Genomic DNA, 19,720 nt, shown 5'->3' with positions numbered 1-19,720 from the left:
CGAGCCGCGTTGAATGCAAGACCCTGTCTATGCAGAGAGTTTGGATCATTGTCGGTTTTTTGTCCGCTGTCGGGCTGTTATCGAGTTTTGTTTGGTCTTATGGTTATCGTCAGGCGCTGTCTCAGCTAAGTGACAAGGCCGAAGCTGACCTTGAACTGGCGGCGGATCGGCTCAGTACCCAGATGCAGGTCTATCAGGAACTGGCGGTTCTGATGGCGACACATCCCGCCTTGCACGCGTTGGATACACCGACACAAATACATGACGCGCAAGCGATGTTGCTGGACGTCGCCGACAAGACAGCGGCCGTCAACATGATGTATCTGGATCGCAGCGGTCGGGTTCTGGTCACCGCACAGCCAGTGGCACAGCGAGATATGTCCGCACATCCAGCGTTCAGGCGCGCCATGCAGGGTGCGGTGGGTACCGCGCATGAGGTGGTTCCAGAGAGTGGCGACCGGATATACTCCTATGCCGCTCCGGCCTTTGCCCCGTCCGGGCAAGTCGAAGGTGCGGTGATGGTGGTTGCCGACGTCCAGGACATTGAACAAACCTGGCGGGGCAGTACCGAAGCCGTGTTCTTTGTTGATTCTGACGGTGTCGTCTTCATCTCGAACCGATCAGACTTGCTGTTCTGGAGCCGCGAGGCTGGCCAGTCCGGGCTGACACCGCCAGAAGGTGCGTCGGTGGATTTTGCAGCGACGCGGGTCGGCCAGCATGAATTGTGGCGGCTGAACTGGGGGCGGTATTTGCCACGCGATGCGTTGCACCTAACGCTTGAACTGCCTGTGATCGATATGACCGCCGAGGTTTTGGTGGACGTGGCTCCGGCCCGGCGACTTGCGGGGTTGCAGGCGGCGGCGGTCGCAGCGATCTGTTTGGCGTTTGGTGCCATGCTGTATCTTGCCATGGAGCGGCGACGGACGCTGGCTAATGCCAACATGGTTCTGGAAAGCCGGGTGGCGCAGCGTACCCGTGCATTGACCCAAGCGAACACTGCGTTACGCCGCGAAGTTGCAGAACGTCAGGAGGCCGAAGCAGCCCTGAAAAAAGCGCAGGCCGAACTGGTGCAGGCAGGTAAACTCAGCGCATTGGGGCAAATGTCGGCGGGGATCAGCCACGAACTCAACCAACCCTTGATGGCAATCCAGCAATTCGCGGACAATGGCACGGCCTTTCTTGAACGCGGCAAAGGCGACAGGGCCAGCGAAAACCTTGGGCGTATTTCGGAAATGGCCGCCCGCATGGCCCGGATCATCAAGAATCTGCGCGCGTTTGCCCGCAACGAAAGCGAACCAATGGGCCGGGTCGATCTGGTGCAGGTTCTGAAAACCGCCGTCGAGTTGACCGAAACCCGTTTGCGTGACGATGATGTGACGCTGGAATGGGAACCGGGACAGTCTGCGGTTTATGTTTGGGGGGGTGAAGTCCGCTTGGTGCAGGTCTTTGTTAATCTGATCAATAACGCGGCGGATGCGATGCTGGGGCGACCCAAACGGCACATTTCGATTGTGATGCACGAAGAAGACCGGTTGCGCGTTTCTGTGCGGGATACCGGCCCGGGGATTGAAGACCCCGACCGTGTGTTCGAGCCGTTTTATTCGACAAAAAGCGTAGGATCCTCTGAAGGTCTGGGGCTCGGCCTTTCAATATCATATGGTCTGGTTCAAAGCTTTGGGGGTGAAATTCGCGGGGCAAACACAGCTGATGGCGCAGTGTTTACCGTCGAACTGGAACCCTATGGAAAAGAAGAGGCTGCATGATGCGCAGGGTTCTGTTAGTCGATGATGACGCAGCTGTTCGCGAGGCACTGGCGCAAACCATTGAACTGGCGGACTATGCACCGACAACAGCCGGATCTTTTGTGGCGGCCAAGGATCATATTCGGCGGGATTTCCCCGGTGTGATTATTTCGGACATCCGAATGCCCGGGCGGGATGGTTTCCATCTGCTGACCTATGCTCGGGATATCGACCCCGAGCTTCCGGTGATCCTTTTGACCGGAGAAGGCGATATCCCAATGGCCGTGGAAGCCATGGGAAAAGGCGCGTTCGATTTTCTGGAGAAACCATGCGCTGCGTCTGACCTGATGGACGTTCTTGAACGCGCATTCGCGGCCCGCACTCAGGTTTTGGAACAGCGCGCCCTGAAATCTGAACTTGAAAGGGGGGATCCGGCCGCACGTTTGCTGTTTGGTCTGTCTCCGCAAGCCGAGGCACTGCGGGATCGTGTGCGAACTGTTGCACCGACTGGGGCCGAAGTTCTTGTTACCGGCCCGCCGGGCAGCGGCATATCCAAAGTTGCCGAAGTGGTTCACCTGATGTCGCCCGCTGGTCAGGGGCCTTTTGTCAAACGTCCGGCTTCAAGCCTAAGCCCCGATGATCTTGCCCAAAGCTGCGGCGATGCCGTGGGTGGTTCCCTGTTTCTGGACGAAGTGTCCGCCATGCCCCAAGCCACGCAGTTTGCGGCGTTGGAGATCATCGAGCGCGGTCCGGGGGGGCGTATTATTGGAGGAACAACCGCCGACCTATCCGCGTTAAGTTCGGAAGGGCGGTTTAACGCAGATCTGTTCTATCGTTTGGATGTGATGCGGGTGCGTGTTCCATCATTGGCGGAACGCCCCGACGACATTCCGGTGATTTTTCGCCACTATGTGGCGCAAGCGGCCGAACAGGCTGGCATCGCAATTCCCGAGATTTCGTCCGAACATCTCGCGGCCTTGATGGCCAGCGACTGGCCGGGCAACGCCCGTTCGCTGATGTCAGCAGCGATGCGGTTTGTTCTTGGAATGCCCGAGGAGGTTACACAAGCAACGGATCTGGGGTTGAGCGAACAGATGGCGCGGGTCGAGCGGTCACTATTGATTGCAGCTTTGGGCCGCCACAATGGAAAAGCGTCAGATGCGGCCAAGGCGCTGAAGCTGCCGCGCAAGACCTTTTACGACAAGCTGGCGCGCTATCAGATTCGTCCCGAGGATTACCGCAGATGAGCGGGAACTGGATTGGCACTTCTGATTCGAATGAAGTGATTCGGAATATGTGCGGAATTCCGCACAAGCCGCACTGAGGATGTGCGAGTTTTCGCACGGCTCGGGACTGTGAAGCGCAGAACCCGAACCAACAAAGCTGTAAAACTTTGGTATTAAACATGTAATCAGACACTTTCCGCAATCGCAGTCAAAAGTTGTGTGCTTTACCCTGAGTCGCTTCACTGCACGCCATACGGCGCTTACCCGGCGTCGACTGCAAGTTTCAAGGAACTCTGGGAGGATATCAGATGAAGCTTCTGACAACGGCAGCAACTGCGCTTGCTCTGACTGTAACCGCAACGGCTGGTATGGCTGCATGCGACGAAGGTGAAATCGTCGTTAAGTTCGCGCATGTGACGAACACCGACAAACACCCCAAGGGCATCGCGGCATCGCTGCTGGAGCAGCGGGTCAACGACGAAATGAACGGCACGATGTGTGTCGAGGTCTACCCGAACTCGACGCTCTACAACGACGACAAAGTTCTCGAAGCGATGTTGCAGGGCGACGTGCAACTGGCAGCGCCCTCGCTGTCGAAGTTCGAGAAGTTCACCAAACAGTTCCGCCTGTTTGACCTGCCGTTCATGTTCAAGAACGTCGACGCTGTAGACGCGTTCCAGGCCTCGGCCGAGGGGCAGGCGATGAAAGACAGCATGCAGCGCCGCGGCTTGCAAGGGCTGGCGTTCTGGCACAACGGCATGAAGCAGATGTCGGCCAACAAGGCTTTGGTTGATCCGTCGGATGCAAACGGTTTGAAATTCCGCGTGCAGTCGTCAGATGTGCTGGTGGCTCAGATGGAGGCCATTGGTGGCAGCCCGCAAAAAATGGCGTTCTCGGAAGTGTATGGCGCGCTGCAACAGGGCGTGGTGGACGGGCAGGAGAACACCTGGTCGAACATCTACGGCAAGAAGTTCTTTGAGGTGCAGGACGGTATCACCGAAACCAACCACGGCATCATCGACTATCTGGTCGTGACATCGGTGGATTGGCTGGACAGTCTTGATCCGGCGGTGCGGGATCAGTTCCTGACCATTCTGGCCGAAGTTACCGAGACCCGGAACAAAGAAGCCTTTGCTGTGAACGAAGCGGCCAAAGCGTCGATCATCGATGCGGGCGGCGTCATCCGTGAACTGACCCCTGAACAGCGTCAGGCCTGGGTCGACGCGATGAAACCGGTTTGGGACAAATTCGCCGGTGACGTGGGTCAGGACAAGATCGACGCGGCACAGGCCATCAACGCCGGCTTCTGATCCGGTCAAAGACCGCGCGTCCGGGGACTGGGGAGTATTCGACGCGCAGGCCGGGCGGGCTGAAATGGCCCGCCCCATTCTCAACTCTCTCTTCAATAAAATGCGGGGACTGAAAGATGTCTGGTGCGAACTCCGGCCAGGGCGGGCTGATCGACCATATCGAAGAAACTCTGATCGCGTTGCTTTTGGGCCTTATGACGGTCGTTACATTTGCCAACGTGATCGCGCGGTTTGTCTTTAATTCCAATATCCTATGGGCGCTTGAGTTGACAGTGTTCACGTTTGGCTGGCTGGTGCTGCTGGGCGCGTCTTACGCGGTCAAGAAACATGCTCATCTGGGCGTGGATGCAATCCTAAACATGCTAGCGCCAGCACCGAGGCGTCTAATGGCGTTAGTCTCGGTCGGATGCTGTCTGGTGTTTTCGCTGCTGATGCTCAAGGGGGCATATGATTATTGGGCCGTCTTTGCAGATCTGCCGCCAACATCGGGCCGCTGGTTCCCGACCGGGTTTGATTTCGGCGCACGCAGCCAGAGTTTCTACGAGGTGGACGACATCCCCATGGTTGCGCCGCTGCGCTTTCTGGAAGACCTGATCAACTATGGCGAGGGGTATGAAAAACTGCCCAAGGTCGTACCTTACCTGGTTCTGCCTGTATCCATGCTGCTGCTGGTGATCCGGTTTACGCAGGTCGCCGTTCAAATCTGGCGTGGTGAGACCGATCGCCTTGTCGCCAGCCACGAAGTCGAGGACGAGATTGAGGAAGTCCGCGCACAACAAGGGGTGCATGACTGATGGACGTTATCCTTCTTTTCTCGATGGTCATCGGCCTGCTGCTGATCGGGGTTCCGATTGCGGTTGCACTTGGCCTCAGCTCGACCCTGTTCCTGCTGATCTATTCCGACAGTTCGCTGGCTTCTGTCGCAGGCACGCTGTTCGAGGCGTTCGAGGGGCATTTCACCCTTTTGGCGATCCCGTTCTTTATTCTCGCCTCGTCCTTCATGACGACAGGCGGCGTAGCGCGTCGGATCATCCGATTCTCGATTGCTTGCGTGGGGCATCTGCCCGGCGGTCTGGCGATTGCGGGTGTGTTTGCTTGTATGCTGTTTGCCGCGCTTTCAGGATCGTCCCCGGCCACGGTTGTAGCTATCGGTTCGATCGTCATCGCAGGTATGCGCCAGGTTGGGTATTCCAAAGAGTTCGCTGCCGGTGTGATCTGTAACGCGGGTACGCTGGGCATCCTGATCCCTCCGTCCATCGTGATGGTTGTGTATGCCGCCGCCGTCGAAGTTTCGGTTGGGCGCATGTTCCTGGCTGGCGTTATTCCCGGTCTGATGGCTGGCTTCATGCTGATGATCACCATCTATGTCATGGCAAAGGTCAAGAACCTGCCCAAGGGTGAATGGAAGGGGTGGGGTGAGGTCTTTACCTCGGCTCGCGAGGCCGGTTGGGGCCTGTTCCTGATCGTTATCATTCTGGGTGGCATTTATGGGGGTATCTTTACCCCGACTGAGGCTGCCGCTGTTGCTGCCGTCTATGCCTTCTTCATCGCCAGTTTCGTTTACAAGGACATGGGGCCGCTGAGTACGGAAGGGGACGCACCGAACCTGCCGCTTCTGAAAAAACCTTACGCATTGGTCACGGCGTTCTTTCACCCGGATACCAAGCATACTCTGTTCGAGGCGGGCAAGCTGACGGTGACACTGTTGTTCGTGATCGCCAACGCGCTGATCCTTAAGCATGTTCTGACAGACGAACAGGTTCCGCAGCACATCGCCGAGGCGATGCTGAGCGCAGGGCTAGGGCCGGTGGCGTTCCTGATCGTTGTGAACGTGATCCTGCTGATCGGTGGTCAGTTTATGGAGCCGTCGGGCCTGCTGGTGATCGTTGCACCGCTGGTGTTCCCGATTGCCATCGAGTTGGGCATTGATCCGATCCATCTGGGCATCATCATGGTGGTGAACATGGAGATCGGGATGATCACGCCTCCGGTCGGTCTGAACCTGTTCGTAACTTCGGGCGTTGCGGGAATGCCGATGATGAGCGTTGTGAGGGCAGCGCTGCCGTTCCTTGCCGTTCTCTTCGTCTTCCTGATTATGGTGACGTATATTCCGTGGATATCGACCTTCCTGCCCAACACCTTCATGGGGCCGGAAATCATAACCAATTAGGTGGTTTGACAATGTACGCAGCCGGGCGGTTTCGACCGCCCGGCTTTTCGTATCTTGAACCCCGGCATCAAGTGCTTAACTAGGGTTCAGAGGACGACCTCCCCACAATGGGACATCTTTCGGGACGACCCGAACGAATACGAGGTCGTAATATGCCCTGGATCTTTCTTCTTTTTGCTGGCTTGTTGGAAATCGTCTGGGCTGTAGCCATGAAGCAATCGGCTGGTTTCACCCGATTGTGGCCTACTGCCTTGATGGGTCTTTCGATGATCGGCTCTTTCGGCCTGTTGGCGCTGGCGATGCGCGACCTGCCGTTGGGCACGGCTTATACCATCTGGACCGGTATCGGGGCTGTGGGGGCGTTCTGTGTAGGTATCCTGTTTCTGGGCGAAGCCCTTAGCCCTGCGCGGATTCTGGCGGCTCTTCTGATCGTGTCAGGTCTTATCCTGATGAAGCTAGCGTGAGCGTTTTATTGACCAAGCCATTTTGCTTGGGCAGGGTTCGGAAAACACGGGAAATGGAGACCGGAATGCTGACCGAGACCGACAAGCGCCTGCTGCGCGTGGCTTATGACGAGGCAAAAGCCGGGTTTGATGAAGGTGGATGCCCAATCGGGTCAGTTCTGGCGCGGGGTGGCGATATTGTTTCACAAGGGCGCAATCAACGTGTGCAGGGCGGCGATCCGATCGCACATGGGGAAATGGATGCTTTGCGCAAAGCCGGACGTCAGAAAACCTATCGGGATACGGTTCTTTACACGTCTTTGTCACCTTGCATGATGTGTTCCGGCACTATCGTTCAGTTTGGTATCCCGCGAGTGGTGATCGGCGATACCCAGAATTTTGGTGGCAACGAAGACTTCCTGCGCGACCGCGGCGTCGAGGTGGTGATAGCCAACGATCCCGACTGCATCGCACTGATGCAGCGGTTCATCGAAGAAAAGCCAGAGCTTTGGGCGGAAGATATTGCCGAGTAAAGGCGAAACCTAGACGCTCTCCAGCGCCTGAATAATGCCCGTGAAATCCCCGGCCTTCAGGCTGGCGCCGCCCACAAGCGCACCATCGACATTTGAAACCGCAAAGATTTCCGCCGCGTTGGAGGGTTTGACCGACCCGCCATAAAGCAAACGGACAGAGCGACCCACTCCTTCGCCAAAGCGACGCTCTAGCCGGGCGCGGATGAAGTCGTGAACCTCTCCGATCTCATCAAGTGTTGGAACCTTGCCAGTGCCTATGGCCCAGATCGGTTCATAGGCAATAATCAGGTTCTCGCCGGTTGCCTGATCCGGGATCGACCCCGACATCTGACCGCCGATTATGTCGAGCGTATTGGCCGCCTCGCGCTGTTCCAGGCTTTCGCCAACGCAAATGATCGCTTTTAACCCCGCATCCATCGCAGCACGGGCCTTGGCGCGTATATCCTCGTCATGTTCTTCATGGTCCACGCGCCGTTCGGAATGACCCAGGATGACTGTTGTCGCGCCCGCGTCCAGCAGCATCTCAGCGCTGATGTCGCCTGTATACGCGCCTGCGGTTGCCGCGTGGCAATCCTGCCCGCCAACTGTGACTGCTGACCCGCGTACGGTGGCTGCCGCGCGGCTGAGCAATGTTGCCGGAGGGCAGATCAGGATATCGACAGAAGCATCTGGGTGGGACTTGCACAGTGCTTCAAGCTCGCTCAGCGCAGCACCAGTTCCGTTCATTTTCCAGTTTCCTGCCGCAAGCTTGCGCCGCATACCCGTATCTCCCAGATTATTCGATGATTTAGGATGCGGATAGCATTGTCGGCACGATCTTACAATTCCACGGATTGGGTGGGTTCGTGCGCTTTGATCGACACACGGCGTTCGGTCGGGACCGTGTCACAGGATTACCCGGCGCAAACTAGGATTTCTGCACGATGCTCTCATCGAATTTGATGGATTCACCGCAACCGCAAGCGTCGACGACATTCGGGTTCCTGAACTTGAAACCTGATTCCAGCAACGACACCTCGTAATCGATTTCAGTCCCGAACAGAAACATCTGCGCCATTGGTGCGATCATGACGCGTGCACCATCCTGTTCAACGACTTCGTCGTGTGGATCGGCCTGATCGACATATTCCATGGTATATTCCATGCCCGCACAGCCGCCTTTCTTTACGCCAATGCGCAAGCCGACGTGGCCACCCGAGTTCATCAGGCGGGTAATTTGCTCTGCGGCTTTGGGCGTCATGGTCACAGCCTGTTTGCCGGGAATGCCGAACATGTAAGTCTCCGTTGTCGCGCGTTGCATTTAATCTAGGGCTCAGGGGGCCAAGGCTCAAGACGGTGTGTTATAAAGAGTTTTATCAGGATGAAACAACCCGGCATACAGTAAGGGTTCGCTGAAAACACCCGACCGTTAAACCGTGGAGCTGAATAGGTTTAAGCTGGTCAATCTCCAAAACGGTTCGCATTATGGAAACATCGGAAAGGATAATATTGTGAAGAGATTAAAGGCAATTTTTAATCCAGTCTTGTTGGGAGCGATACTTACCATTGCAGTTCTTTTGTTTGTTCCGGATGATGCGGTGGCCGCCAATGATGGAGAGAGGCATCCGGTAAACTGCGCGACCGCCGAGGGCGATCTGCGCGCCATCGCGACTGAGAAAAAGCACGCGCAGGACCAACAGTTGGAAAGTGTTGCCGCCATTACTCCTGCCGGGGCACTTTTGGGGCTGGTCACAGGAACGGAACACAAAAGGCTGCAAATGCTATCGGGGGACTACATCATTCAACTGGATGCCAGATCTGCGGAAATCAAAAAGACCTGCAATTTGAACTGATCACCCGTCGTTAGGTGATCTGGATATGAAAAGGACCGTTCTCGGGCAAGAACGGTCCGTGTTTCTGGGCCGGAACTCGGGGGGCGGTCAAATCATGTCTGGCCCGAGGTACGATACCGATTGGTGCCGTCCGCAGGTCTTTTCCCGTATCATTGTGACAGGGACAGCACGAACAGGTAACAAAAACACCAATGTTTTGTGACAAATAGCTGGGAAACTGTGGCCGGTGCCTACATAAATCCCAGTTCCAGACGTGCTTCGTCTGACATCATCTCCATACCCCAGGGTGGCTCCCAGGTCAGTTCCACGTCGACCTCTTTGACGCCTGCAACAGGCTCGATCGCTTCCATGATCCATCCGGGCATGTCGCCGGCAACCGGGCATCCGGGGGCTGTCAGCGTCATGATCACCTTCACCGCGTTGTCCGTGGAAATGTCGATCGTGTAGATCAGGCCGAGGTCATAGATATTCACGGGGATTTCCGGGTCATAGACCGTGCGGCACGCCTCGACCACGGGCTCGTACAGGGGGTGCTCAATGGTTGACGGCGCAATCAGCGGTGTGCCTTCAAACTGTTCGCTCGGGTGGGTCATCTTTGCCTCGGGTCAGTTGCCTGAGTGATTATATAGGGAATAGCCGCAACAGCGTCCAGTAGGGCGGCGGCGCCGATTGGGGCGCCGCGGCAATTTAGTCGTTGATGTCGTGGTTGAAGGTTTTGACCTGACCTTGCGGCAATGCAAACAGTTTCCGCAAAACAAGCCACGCAATCAGTGACATCACTGCGAAGATCAACGCCAACACATTCAAAGACAGAGCCATACCGGATACGGCAAGGATAAGGCCCGTGACTGCGGCCCCGATTGCAAAGCCCAGAAAAATGAACCCTGGCAGGACAATCTCAAGGATACCCAGCGCCAATGCGGCGGCGAGCCAGATCCACCAGGTCAACCAGAAGGGGTCTGCCATCATTTTCCTCCTTTTAACATCTTGAATGCGTCACCAAAGGCTTCCAGTGCGTTGGCAGGCACAACAATAGTTTGCTTGCCAGTACCGTTTCCAAGCGCATTCAGAGCTTCAACCTGCTTCAAGGCAACCTGATACTGGGCCGCTTCAATGCCGTTATCCTGAATGGCCTTGGCGACCACACCTGTGGCATAAGCTTCGGCTTCGGCCTGAATGCGCCGCGCCTTGGCGGTTTGTTCCGCCGCATAAAGCTCGGCGTCGGCATGCAGCTCGACTGCGCGCTTTTTGCCCTCGGCTTCTGTCACCTGCGCACGACGGGCGCGTTCGGCGTTCAGCTGTTGCAGCATGGCGTCACGGGTGGCCTGATCCAGATTTACGTCCAGAATCTCGGCGCGGGTGACTTCGATGCCCCAGTCATCGACAGCGGTTTCAACGCTTTCCTGAATACGCGTGATCAGTTGGGACCGGTTCGACTGGACCTCATCCAAATCCATTTTACCGATCTCGGCGCGAACGATCCCGGCGACAGTGGTAGCAATCGCGCCATCAACGTCGCGGATTCGGTAGACCGTCTTTTCAGGTTCGAGAATACGGTAGAAGACCGATGTATCGATCTGCACCAAAACGTTGTCCTTGGTGATTGCGTCCTGCGTCGCGTTTGGCAGTTGGCGTTCCAGGATCGAGATCTTGTGGCGCGCAATGTCCAGCAGCGGAACGATAAAGTTGATGCCGGGGCCAAGCACGGAATGCAGGCGCCCAAACCGTTCTACCACGTATTTTTCGGACTGAGGTACAATCTTGATGCCCTTGAAAATGATAACAATTACCAGCACCGCGGCCAGCAGGTAAATGATGTTTGACGAAAGCAATCCGATGATTTGGTCTTCGGTCATACTGTCCTCTTGTTTTTGTGTACTATAGTATACATGTGGCGATTGAGTCGCTCGATTTCAACTCTGGTATGAGGGGAAAGCAGTCCCATGCAAATGCCTCGATAATGAAACGCTGTATCGAAAAATCGTGCTGTGACCGCTTTGCATCCCTAATTGTTTGCGGTATCGGGCGGGGATGAAACTGATAATCGATACAGATCCTGGCATCGATGATGCCATGGCAATCGCCTATGCCGCTGCAGCACCCGAGATCGAGCTGATCGGCCTGACCACGGTGTTTGGAAACACGCGTGTACATCAATCCAGCCGCAATGCCCGGTTCCTGCTTGATAAACTGGGTCTGGATCTGCCTGTCGCGGAAGGGGCTGCCGTTGCATTGGGTGCCGATACACATTCGCCATCCGAACATGTGCATGGTCCCGAAGGATTCGGTGACCTGACTGACATTCCCGAGATTGGAAGTAACCACGCCCTGTCAGCTGCTGAATTTCTGGTCGACATGGCACGAACCCACAAGAAAGAGCTGGTGGTTTGCGCCGTGGGCCCTCTAACCAACATCGCCAACGCCATTCGTCTGGATCCGGAATTCGCCGACAATCTGGGGCGTTTGGTTATAATGGGCGGGGCGGTGTACTGCCCGGGTAATATTACAGTACATGCTGAGGCCAACATCTATCATGATGCGATTGCCGCTGAAGAGGTCTTTGCCACGCCGCCGGAAACCGTTCTTGTCGGTTTGGATGTCACGCTGAAAACGCTCTACGAGACTGCGGATTTCGAAAGCCTGGCAATGCGATCACCTGATATGGGGTCCTTTCTGCGCGATATCTCTCGCTTTTACCTGAAGTTCTACAAGGACGTCGGTGGTCTGGAAGGCTGCGGCCTGCACGATTCGACGGCTGTGATCGCTTGTTCTCATGGTGCCATGTTTGACATGGTCGAAACGGGTCTGCGGGTTGTCACCGAAGGCGACCAGAAGGGGGCAACGCGACCTGATCCGGAACGTCCCGTAGTTCGGGTCTGCCGCGACGTGGACGGGGCAGGGGTTGTTCAACTGTTTACAGACCGTGTTGCCTCGCTACCCTGACGGGTTGCAAAGACCAAACGGATCGGGCAAAGCCTGCCCGGTTCGGCGACCCGAGGGATGACATGACCCAACAGTTTTCTTTTGATCTGAAGGCAACAGACGGCAAAGCCAGGACCGGAGTGATCAGCACACCGCGCGGCGACGTGCGAACGCCTGCCTTTATGCCGGTTGGCACTGCGGCAACGGTCAAGGCGATGATGCCGGAAAGCGTTCGCGCGACGGGGGCAGACATCCTGCTGGGGAACACTTATCACCTGATGCTGCGCCCGACCGCTGAGCGTATTGATCGACTGGGTGGACTCCACAAGTTCATGAACTGGGATCGGCCCATTCTGACAGATTCCGGCGGATTTCAGGTCATGTCGCTGGCCGGTTTGCGCAAGCTGACTGAAAAGGGCGTGACCTTCAAATCCCACATCGACGGGTCAAAGCACGAATTGACGCCGGAACGATCCATGGAGATCCAGCGCCTGTTGGGCTCGGACATTGTCATGTGTTTCGATGAATGCCCTGCGCTGCCAGCGGATCGTGACCGCATTGCCGAGTCGATGCGCCTGTCGATGCGTTGGGCGGAACGGTCGCGCGATGCGTTTGGCGATCGTCCGGGGCATGCGCTTTTTGGCATTATGCAAGGTGGGTTGGAAAAAGACCTGCGCGAAGAAAGCGCCGAGGCGTTGAAATCTATCGGTTTCGAAGGCTACGCAGTTGGTGGCCTGGCGGTCGGCGAAGGGCAAGAGGCCATGTTCTCTTGCCTCGATTATGCCCCCGATTTCCTGCCATCGGACAAGCCGCGCTATCTGATGGGCGTCGGCAAGCCCGACGATATCGTCGGTGCTGTTGCCCGCGGGATCGACATGATGGACTGCGTGTTGCCCTCGCGGTCTGGGCGTACAGGGCAGGTTTTCACCCGCTACGGCGTGGTGAACATCAAGAATGCCCGTCACGCAGACGATCCGCGGCCGCTGGACGAACACTGCACTTGCCCGGCTTGTTCGAATTATTCCCGCGCCTACCTGCACCACGTGTTCCGCGCGAATGAGATGATCTCTGGCATGTTGCTGACATGGCATAACCTGCATTATTTTCAGGAGATCATGGCCGGCATGCGCGACGCGATTGCGGATGGTGCGTTCGAAGCCTGGCAGGCCGATTTCCACGCGCAACGCGCGCAGGGGGATATCGAACCGCTGTGATATTTTGCCCTCTCCAGGAAGAAATCTGCCAGTTCTGCGCAGCCGGGCTGTTTTCTGGCGACTGATCGCGCAAGACCGGGGCGTATCCTACTATTTTGGTGGATATGTTCCCGGCACGCCTTGCAGTCCGCCAAACCTCGGTTCATTCTGATTGGTGATACATGGCGGTAAGGTTGAAAATGGGCGATGAGGCCCCACCTTTATCGTCCAAGACAGGAGACGGACAAATGTTGCCTCGATGAGGGACAAGTTCCGTCTTGCCAACGATAAGGATAGAGCATGCAAGAGCCTCTGAATTCCTCCTACCCCGTCCTGCCGCTGCGCGATATTGTGGTGTTCCCACATATGATCGTGCCGCTTTTCGTAGGCCGTGACAAATCGGTCCGCGCGCTGGAAGAGGTGATGCAGGATGACAAGCAAATTCTGTTGTCCAGCCAGATCGATCCCGGCGTTGACGATCCGGATGAAGAAGGCATCTACCGCACCGGCGTTTTGGCCAATGTGCTGCAACTTCTGAAGCTGCCCGATGGCACGGTGAAAGTGCTGGTCGAGGGGCAGGCGCGCGTTCAGATCACCGAGTTTCTGGAAAACGAAGAGTTTTTCGAAGCCCGCGCGGAATACCTGACCGAAATTCCCGGCGACGTCACCACGACCGAAGCGCTGTTGCGCACTGTCGCGGATGAGTTCGAGCGTTACGCCAAAGTGCGCAAGAACATCCCCGAAGAGGCACTGACCGCAGTAGGCGATACCACCGAGCCTGCGAAGCTGGCCGACCTTGTGTCCGGGCATCTGGGCATAGAAGTCGAACAAAAGCAGGAGCTTCTGGAAACCCTCAGCGTCAGCGAGCGGCTTGAGAAGGTCTATGGCCTGATGCAGGGCGAGATGTCTGTTCTGCAGGTCGAGAAGAAGATCAAGACCCGCGTCAAATCCCAGATGGAGAAGACGCAGCGTGAATATTATCTGAATGAGCAGATGAAGGCCATTCAGAAGGAACTTGGCGATGGTGAGGACGGCAGCAACGAAGTTGCTGAACTGGAAGCCAAAATCGCCGAGACCAAGCTGTCGAAAGAAGCGCGGGAAAAGGCCGAGGGTGAGCTTAAGAAGCTCAAGAACATGTCGCCCATGTCGGCCGAAGCCACAGTTGTGCGCAACTATCTGGATTGGATTCTTGCTCTGCCTTGGGGCACCAAGTCCCGTGTCAAAAAGGATCTGGGCCGCGCGCAGGAGATTCTGGACGCCGACCATTATGGGCTTGAGAAGGTCAAGGAACGGATCGTTGAATACCTTGCGGTTCAACAGCGCTCGAAAAAGCTGAAAGGGCCGATTCTGTGCCTTGTCGGTCCTCCGGGCGTGGGTAAGACTTCGCTGGGTAAGTCGGTTGCGAAGGCAACCGGGCGCGAGTTCATTCGCATCTCATTGGGTGGTGTTCGCGACGAATCCGAGATCCGGGGCCATCGTCGGACTTATATTGGCTCGATGCCCGGCAAGATCATTCAGGCGTTGAAGAAAGCGAAGACCACGAACCCGCTGATTTTGTTGGATGAAATCGACAAGATGGGACAGGATTTTCGGGGTGACCCTGCATCAGCGATGCTTGAGGTGCTGGACCCCGAACAGAACAACACGTTCATGGACCATTATCTTGAGGTTGAATATGACCTGTCCAACGTGATGTTTCTGACCACGTCGAACAGCTACAACATGCCCGGGCCCCTGCTTGACCGGATGGAGATCATCCCGTTGGCCGGTTACACCGAGGACGAAAAGCGTGAGATCGCCAAGCAGCACCTGATCAGCAAACAGGTCAAGAACCATGGTTTGAAAGCCAAGGAATTCGAACTGACCGATGAGGCGCTGCAAAAGATCATCCGCACCTATACCCGTGAGGCGGGCGTACGGAACCTTGAACGTGAAATCGCCAAGGTTGCGCGCAAGTCGCTGACCAAGATCATCAAGAAGGACGCGGAAACCGTTAAGGTCACACCCGAAAACCTGCAAGATTTCCTGGGTGTGCCGAAATTCCGTTATGGCCTGGCCGAGCAGGACGATCAGGTTGGTGTTGTCACCGGTCTTGCCTGGACGTCAGTGGGTGGCGACCTGTTGCATATCGAAGCGTTGAAACTGCCCGGCAAAGGGCGGATGAAGACGACCGGTAAGCTGGGCGATGTGATGAAGGAATCCATCGACGCCGCTTCGTCCTATGTGCGTTCGATTTCACCTCAGATCGGGGTAAAGCCGCCGCAGTTTGACAAGATCGACATTCACGTTCACGTGCCGGATGGCGCGACACCCAAGGATGGCCCATCGGCTGGTCTGGCCATGGTCACGTCGATTGTCTCGGTTCTGACCGGTATTCCGGTTCGGAAAGACATTGCTATGACCGGCGAAGTCTCACTGCGCGGGAATGCGATGCCGATTGGTGGTTTGAAAGAAAAACTGCTGGCCGCGTTGCGTGGTGGGATAAAGACCGTTTTGATCCCGGAAGAGAATGAAAAGGATCTGGCGGATATCCCGGACAACGTCAAAGAAGGGCTGAAGATCATCCCGGTCAAACATGTCTCGGAAGTTCTGGAACATGCTTTGGTGCGTAAACCGGAACCGATCGAATGGGACGAAGCCGCGGAAGAGGCCGCAGCAGCGGCTGCCGCGTCGCCCGGTAATACCGGACCTTCCGCGACCGCGCATTAAGTCTTTGGTGGGTCAACAAAAGGCGAAGCAATAGCTTCGCCTTTTTTGTTGAGGGATGTAGTGAAGACCGCACCATGCAGCGCCAAGACGCTGCATGAAACCAGCGTTTCATTTTGGGCATCGGTGTGCTCTGGAAAATGGTGGGTGATAACGGATTTGAACCGCTGACATCTTCGATGTGAACGAAGCGCTCTACCACTGAGCTAATCACCCATGGGACGGGGTGATATCTTTCCCGAAGGTTGGCTGCAAGGGAAATAGAACCTGCGGCATCCGCAAAAAATCGCGCCGTATACAAAATTCTGGAATCTGACAAAAAACTTGAAAACGCCGCTTGACGCTGCCCGAGCGTAGCCATAATACACCCAAACGTTCAGCAATGAACATGCAGCGGGCGGTTGTAGCTCAGTTGGTTAGAGTACCGGCCTGTCACGCCGGGGGTCGCGGGTTCGAGCCCCGTCAACCGCGCCATCGCTGCCATCCTTGGTCCAGGCAAAAGGCCACGAAAATAGATGCGCGGTTGTAGCTCAGTTGGTTAGAGTACCGGCCTGTCACGCCGGGGGTCGCGGGTTCGAGCCCCGTCAACCGCGCCATTTTCCTCCTCAATCAGATCAACGGTTGCGCCTTTACGGGCACCTTTTCCAATCCATTGATCATTGCAGGTTCTAATCGGCGAAATTTCGACTGTTCACTAAATGTTCTAACTTTTCTGTTGGAGTCTTGGTCTGGCTCGCCTATCTCTTAACCACTTGTTTGTTGGGGGCCGCATATGGCTGAGCTGAAGAATATCGAGGTGCGCGGCGCGCGCGAACATAACCTCAAAGGTATAGACGTTGATATCCCTCGGGATCAGTTGGTGGTCATCACCGGACTGTCGGGTTCGGGGAAGTCCTCATTGGCGTTTGACACCATCTATGCCGAAGGCCAGCGCCGGTACGTCGAAAGCCTTTCGGCCTATGCCCGGCAGTTCCTGGATATGATGGAAAAGCCAGATGTCGACCATATCAGCGGCCTGTCTCCGGCAATTTCGATTGAACAAAAGACGACGTCCAAGAACCCGCGTTCAACTGTGGGCACGGTAACCGAAATCTATGACTATCTGCGTCTGCTGTTTGCCCGCGCCGGAACGCCCTACAGCCCAGCCACCGGGCAACCGATTGAGGCGCAGCAGGTGCAGGACATGGTCGACCGGATCATGGCAATGGAAGACGGCACGCGCGGTTATCTTCTGGCCCCCATCGTGCGCGATCGGAAGGGTGAGTACAAAAAAGAATTTCTGGAGCTGCGCAAACAGGGTTTCCAGCGCGTCAAGGTGGACGGAGAGTTCTACGAACTGGATCAACCGCCTGTATTGGATAAGAAATTCCGTCACGATATCGATGTGGTTGTTGATCGACTGGTTGTGCGGGAAGGTATGGAAACGCGCCTGGCCGACAGCCTGCGCACCGCTCTGGATCTGGCGGACGGGATTGCCATATTGGAAACTGCCCCGCGTGTGGGTGATCCGGAACGCATCACATTCAGCGAGAATTTTGCCTGCCCGGTCAGCGGTTTCACCATTCCCGAAATCGAACCACGCCTGTTTTCGTTCAACGCGCCCTTCGGTGCCTGCCCGGATTGTGACGGTCTTGGAGTTGAGTTGTTTTTCGATGAACGCCTGGTGGTGCCGGACCAGACGCTGAAACTCTACGATGGTGCTTTGGCCCCATGGCGCAAGGGTAAATCCCCTTATTTCCTACAAACCATCGAGGCCATTGCGCGCCATTACGAGTTTGACAAGAACACGCCCTGGAAAGACCTGCCTTATAATGTGCAGGAGGTCTTTCTGCGTGGGTCCGGGGATGATGAAATTCAGTTCCGGTACGATGAAGGTGGGCGCGTCTATCAGGTGACCCGCAGTTTTGAAGGCGTGATCCCGAATATGGAACGCCGGTACCGCGAAACCGACAGCGCATGGATTCGTGAGGAATTTGAACGATATCAAAACAATCGTCCCTGCGGCGCCTGCGAAGGTTACAGGCTTCGGGCCGAAGCGCTGGCGGTAAAGATCGCCGGGCTGCATGTGGGGCAGGTGGTGCAGATGTCGATCCGTGAGGCTTTGGCGTGGATCGAAGACGCGCCCAACCACCTGAGCGCCCAGAAAAACGAAATTGCCCGCGCCATTCTCAAGGAGATTCGCGAGCGACTCGGTTTCCTGAATAACGTTGGTTTGGAATATCTTACGCTGTCCCGTTCAAGCGGAACACTGTCAGGTGGCGAGAGCCAGCGTATTCGTCTGGCCAGTCAGATCGGCTCGGGGCTGACCGGGGTTCTCTATGTTTTGGATGAGCCTTCGATCGGGCTGCATCAGCGAGACAATGACCGGCTTCTGGGTACGCTCAAGAACCTGAGGGATCAGGGCAATACGGTGATCGTTGTAGAACATGACGAGGAAGCCATCCGTGAAGCTGACTATGTTTTCGATATCGGTCCGGGAGCAGGTGTACATGGCGGGCAGGTGGTCAGTCATGGAACGCCTGCGCAAATCGCGGCGGATGCGGCCTCCATTACCGGGCAGTACCTTGCAGGAACGCGTGAAATCGCAGTTCCGGTACAGCGCCGTAAAGGCAAGAAGCAGAAAGTCACGGTGGTCAAGGCCACAGGCAACAACCTGAAGAATGTCACAGCCGAATTCCCCTTGGGCAAATTCGTTTGTGTCACCGGAGTGTCTGGCGGGGGTAAATCCACCCTCACCATCGAGACATTGTTCAAAACCGCGTCAATGCGGCTGAACGGAGCACGTCAGACACCAGCACCCTGTGAAACCATCAAGGGGCTGGAACACCTCGATAAGGTCATCGACATCGACCAGCGACCCATTGGGCGAACGCCGCGTTCAAACCCGGCGACTTATACTGGCGCCTTCACCCCGATCCGAGATTGGTTTGCCGGTCTGCCCGAGGCTAAGGCACGCGGATACAAACCGGGTCGCTTCAGCTTTAACGTCAAAGGCGGGCGGTGCGAGGCATGTCAGGGTGACGGTGTCATCAAGATCGAGATGCACTTTCTGCCGGATGTCTACGTGACTTGCGAAACCTGCAAAGGCGCGCGGTATAACCGCGAGACGCTTGAGATCAAGTTCAAGGGCAAATCCATCGCGGATGTGCTTGATATGACAGTGGAAGATGCGCAGGAGTTCTTCAAGGCCGTGCCGTCAATCCGGGACAAGATGGACGCCCTTGCTCGTGTGGGTCTTGGCTATATCAAGGTGGGTCAACAAGCCACAACGTTGTCAGGTGGCGAGGCGCAGCGGGTAAAGCTGTCTAAGGAACTGTCGAAGCGTTCAACCGGGCGAACGCTCTATATTCTCGACGAACCGACAACAGGTCTGCATTTCGAAGATGTGCGCAAGCTGTTGGAAGTGCTGCACGAACTTGTCGATCAGGGCAATACTGTGGTGGTGATTGAACATAATCTGGATGTGGTCAAAACTGCGGATCATATCATCGACATTGGACCTGAAGGTGGTGATGGCGGTGGCGAAATCGTCGCCACCGGAACACCAGAAGACATAGCCGATGTTGAACGCAGCCACACCGGGCGATACCTGAAGCCGATGCTGAAAGGGGCGCGCGTCGCGGCAGAATAAGTGCCTAGACGC

17 protein-coding genes and 3 tRNA genes are annotated in these 19,720 nt (G+C 56.2%); 14 read left to right on the top strand and 6 right to left on the bottom strand.

Annotation, left to right across the window (positions count from 1 at the left end; genetic code table 11):
* The first annotated feature begins 29 nt into the window (after positions 1-29).
* The 7 genes from ACR0BF_RS11815 to ACR0BF_RS11785 all read left to right on the top strand — a co-directional run bounded on the left by ACR0BF_RS11815 (position 30) and on the right by ACR0BF_RS11785 (position 7,424).
* Complete coding sequence (locus ACR0BF_RS11815) at positions 30-1,763, top strand: sensor histidine kinase (protein ID WP_480603787.1); 1,734 nt, start codon at positions 30-32, stop codon at positions 1,761-1,763.
* On the top strand, positions 1,760-2,989 hold the full coding sequence (locus ACR0BF_RS11810; protein WP_480624967.1) for a sigma-54-dependent transcriptional regulator: 1,230 nt from the start codon (positions 1,760-1,762) through the stop codon (positions 2,987-2,989). Before ACR0BF_RS11815 ends, ACR0BF_RS11810 begins: the two co-directional genes overlap by 4 nt.
* 287 nt (positions 2,990-3,276) lie before the next feature.
* The gene (locus tag ACR0BF_RS11805) at positions 3,277-4,278 is read left to right on the top strand and encodes a DctP family TRAP transporter solute-binding subunit (RefSeq protein WP_209504066.1); all 1,002 of its coding nucleotides are present in this window, start codon (positions 3,277-3,279) and stop codon (positions 4,276-4,278) included.
* Positions 4,279-4,394: 116 nt separating this feature from the next.
* Positions 4,395-5,072: a TRAP transporter small permease gene (locus tag ACR0BF_RS11800; protein ID WP_209504065.1), complete on the top strand. Its 678-nt coding sequence runs from the start codon at positions 4,395-4,397 to the stop codon at positions 5,070-5,072.
* A complete protein-coding gene (locus ACR0BF_RS11795; protein ID WP_480624966.1) occupies positions 5,072-6,448 on the top strand; it encodes a TRAP transporter large permease in 1,377 nt (458 codons plus the stop codon). Before ACR0BF_RS11800 ends, ACR0BF_RS11795 begins: the two co-directional genes overlap by 1 nt.
* Positions 6,449-6,600: 152 nt before the next feature.
* Entirely contained in the window at positions 6,601-6,912 is a 312-nt protein-coding gene (locus ACR0BF_RS11790) for a DMT family transporter (protein ID WP_480472525.1), read from the top strand.
* A 65-nt stretch (positions 6,913-6,977) separates the two neighbouring features.
* Complete coding sequence (locus ACR0BF_RS11785; protein WP_480624965.1) at positions 6,978-7,424, top strand: nucleoside deaminase; 447 nt, start codon at positions 6,978-6,980, stop codon at positions 7,422-7,424.
* A 9-nt stretch (positions 7,425-7,433) separates the two neighbouring features.
* Here ACR0BF_RS11785 and tpiA read toward each other — a convergent pair whose 3' ends face one another.
* Together tpiA and ACR0BF_RS11775 are read right to left on the bottom strand one after the other, a co-directional pair.
* Complete coding sequence (gene tpiA / locus ACR0BF_RS11780) at positions 7,434-8,183, bottom strand: triose-phosphate isomerase (protein WP_480624964.1); 750 nt, start codon at positions 8,181-8,183, stop codon at positions 7,434-7,436.
* Between the two features lie 148 nt (positions 8,184-8,331).
* The gene (locus ACR0BF_RS11775; protein WP_480476725.1) at positions 8,332-8,697 is read right to left on the bottom strand and encodes a HesB/IscA family protein; all 366 of its coding nucleotides are present in this window, start codon (positions 8,695-8,697) and stop codon (positions 8,332-8,334) included.
* Between the two features lie 142 nt (positions 8,698-8,839).
* Between ACR0BF_RS11775 and ACR0BF_RS11770 the strand changes: the two genes are divergently transcribed.
* The gene (locus ACR0BF_RS11770; protein WP_480624963.1) at positions 8,840-9,256 is read left to right on the top strand and encodes a hypothetical protein; all 417 of its coding nucleotides are present in this window, start codon (positions 8,840-8,842) and stop codon (positions 9,254-9,256) included.
* 230 nt (positions 9,257-9,486) lie between these two features.
* Here ACR0BF_RS11770 and ACR0BF_RS11765 read toward each other — a convergent pair whose 3' ends face one another.
* The 3 genes from ACR0BF_RS11765 to ACR0BF_RS11755 form a co-directional block, all read right to left on the bottom strand.
* Entirely contained in the window at positions 9,487-9,849 is a 363-nt protein-coding gene (locus ACR0BF_RS11765; RefSeq protein WP_209504059.1) for an SUF system Fe-S cluster assembly protein, read from the bottom strand.
* 94 nt (positions 9,850-9,943) lie between these two features.
* Positions 9,944-10,222 carry an NfeD family protein gene (locus ACR0BF_RS11760; RefSeq protein WP_480516877.1) on the bottom strand — a complete coding sequence of 93 codons (279 nt, stop codon included), beginning with the start codon at positions 10,220-10,222 and terminating at the stop codon, positions 9,944-9,946.
* Positions 10,222-11,112 (bottom strand): SPFH domain-containing protein, encoded by an 891-nt coding sequence (locus ACR0BF_RS11755; protein ID WP_480472533.1) that lies wholly within the window; start codon positions 11,110-11,112, stop codon positions 10,222-10,224. The genes ACR0BF_RS11760 and ACR0BF_RS11755 overlap by 1 nt, the downstream gene beginning before the upstream one ends.
* Positions 11,113-11,287: 175 nt before the next feature.
* Between ACR0BF_RS11755 and ACR0BF_RS11750 the strand changes: the two genes are divergently transcribed.
* The 3 genes from ACR0BF_RS11750 (at position 11,288) to lon (ending at position 16,080) form a co-directional block, all read left to right on the top strand.
* The gene (locus ACR0BF_RS11750; protein ID WP_480624962.1) at positions 11,288-12,199 is read left to right on the top strand and encodes a nucleoside hydrolase; all 912 of its coding nucleotides are present in this window, start codon (positions 11,288-11,290) and stop codon (positions 12,197-12,199) included.
* A gap of 62 nt (positions 12,200-12,261) precedes the next feature.
* Complete coding sequence (gene tgt, locus ACR0BF_RS11745; protein ID WP_480516881.1) at positions 12,262-13,392, top strand: tRNA guanosine(34) transglycosylase Tgt; 1,131 nt, start codon at positions 12,262-12,264, stop codon at positions 13,390-13,392.
* Between the two features lie 279 nt (positions 13,393-13,671).
* Positions 13,672-16,080, top strand: a complete 2,409-nt coding sequence (lon, locus tag ACR0BF_RS11740) for an endopeptidase La (RefSeq protein ID WP_480537778.1) — start codon at positions 13,672-13,674, stop codon at positions 16,078-16,080.
* A 138-nt stretch (positions 16,081-16,218) separates the two neighbouring features.
* On the opposite strand, the gene ACR0BF_RS11735 is transcribed toward lon, so the two are convergent.
* Positions 16,219-16,293, bottom strand: a tRNA-Val gene (locus ACR0BF_RS11735).
* A 181-nt stretch (positions 16,294-16,474) separates the two neighbouring features.
* Here ACR0BF_RS11735 and ACR0BF_RS11730 point away from each other — a divergent pair.
* From ACR0BF_RS11730 to uvrA, 3 genes are all read left to right on the top strand, one after another.
* Positions 16,475-16,551, top strand: a tRNA-Asp gene (locus ACR0BF_RS11730).
* A 45-nt stretch (positions 16,552-16,596) separates the two neighbouring features.
* Positions 16,597-16,673 (top strand) — tRNA-Asp (locus tag ACR0BF_RS11725).
* 176 nt (positions 16,674-16,849) lie between these two features.
* Positions 16,850-19,708: an excinuclease ABC subunit UvrA gene (gene uvrA / locus ACR0BF_RS11720; RefSeq protein ID WP_480624961.1), complete on the top strand. Its 2,859-nt coding sequence runs from the start codon at positions 16,850-16,852 to the stop codon at positions 19,706-19,708.
* Positions 19,709-19,720 lie beyond the last annotated feature (12 nt).

It is taken from the genome of Ruegeria sp. AG7, assembly GCF_056541545.1.
This window is presented reverse-complemented; position numbering and strand designations above follow the sequence as displayed.

What these genes read in the sequence shown, in the direction of transcription:
- ACR0BF_RS11815 (WP_480603787.1), top strand. Translation starts at nt 30, where the DNA reads ATGCAGAGAGTTTGGATCATTGTCGGTTTTTTGTCCGCTGTCGGGCTG.
- ACR0BF_RS11810 (WP_480624967.1), top strand. Translation starts at nt 1,760, where the DNA reads ATGATGCGCAGGGTTCTGTTAGTCGATGATGACGCAGCTGTTCGCGAG.
- ACR0BF_RS11805 (WP_209504066.1), top strand. Translation starts at nt 3,277, where the DNA reads ATGAAGCTTCTGACAACGGCAGCAACTGCGCTTGCTCTGACTGTAACC.
- ACR0BF_RS11800 (WP_209504065.1), top strand. Translation starts at nt 4,395, where the DNA reads ATGTCTGGTGCGAACTCCGGCCAGGGCGGGCTGATCGACCATATCGAA.
- ACR0BF_RS11795 (WP_480624966.1), top strand. Translation starts at nt 5,072, where the DNA reads ATGGACGTTATCCTTCTTTTCTCGATGGTCATCGGCCTGCTGCTGATC.
- ACR0BF_RS11790 (WP_480472525.1), top strand. Translation starts at nt 6,601, where the DNA reads ATGCCCTGGATCTTTCTTCTTTTTGCTGGCTTGTTGGAAATCGTCTGG.
- ACR0BF_RS11785 (WP_480624965.1), top strand. Translation starts at nt 6,978, where the DNA reads ATGCTGACCGAGACCGACAAGCGCCTGCTGCGCGTGGCTTATGACGAG.
- tpiA (WP_480624964.1), bottom strand. Translation starts at nt 8,183, where the DNA reads ATGCGGCGCAAGCTTGCGGCAGGAAACTGGAAAATGAACGGAACTGGT.
- ACR0BF_RS11775 (WP_480476725.1), bottom strand. Translation starts at nt 8,697, where the DNA reads ATGTTCGGCATTCCCGGCAAACAGGCTGTGACCATGACGCCCAAAGCC.
- ACR0BF_RS11765 (WP_209504059.1), bottom strand. Translation starts at nt 9,849, where the DNA reads ATGACCCACCCGAGCGAACAGTTTGAAGGCACACCGCTGATTGCGCCG.
- ACR0BF_RS11760 (WP_480516877.1), bottom strand. Translation starts at nt 10,222, where the DNA reads ATGGCAGACCCCTTCTGGTTGACCTGGTGGATCTGGCTCGCCGCCGCA.
- ACR0BF_RS11755 (WP_480472533.1), bottom strand. Translation starts at nt 11,112, where the DNA reads ATGACCGAAGACCAAATCATCGGATTGCTTTCGTCAAACATCATTTAC.
- ACR0BF_RS11750 (WP_480624962.1), top strand. Translation starts at nt 11,288, where the DNA reads ATGAAACTGATAATCGATACAGATCCTGGCATCGATGATGCCATGGCA.
- tgt (WP_480516881.1), top strand. Translation starts at nt 12,262, where the DNA reads ATGACCCAACAGTTTTCTTTTGATCTGAAGGCAACAGACGGCAAAGCC.
- lon (WP_480537778.1), top strand. Translation starts at nt 13,672, where the DNA reads ATGCAAGAGCCTCTGAATTCCTCCTACCCCGTCCTGCCGCTGCGCGAT.
- uvrA (WP_480624961.1), top strand. Translation starts at nt 16,850, where the DNA reads ATGGCTGAGCTGAAGAATATCGAGGTGCGCGGCGCGCGCGAACATAAC.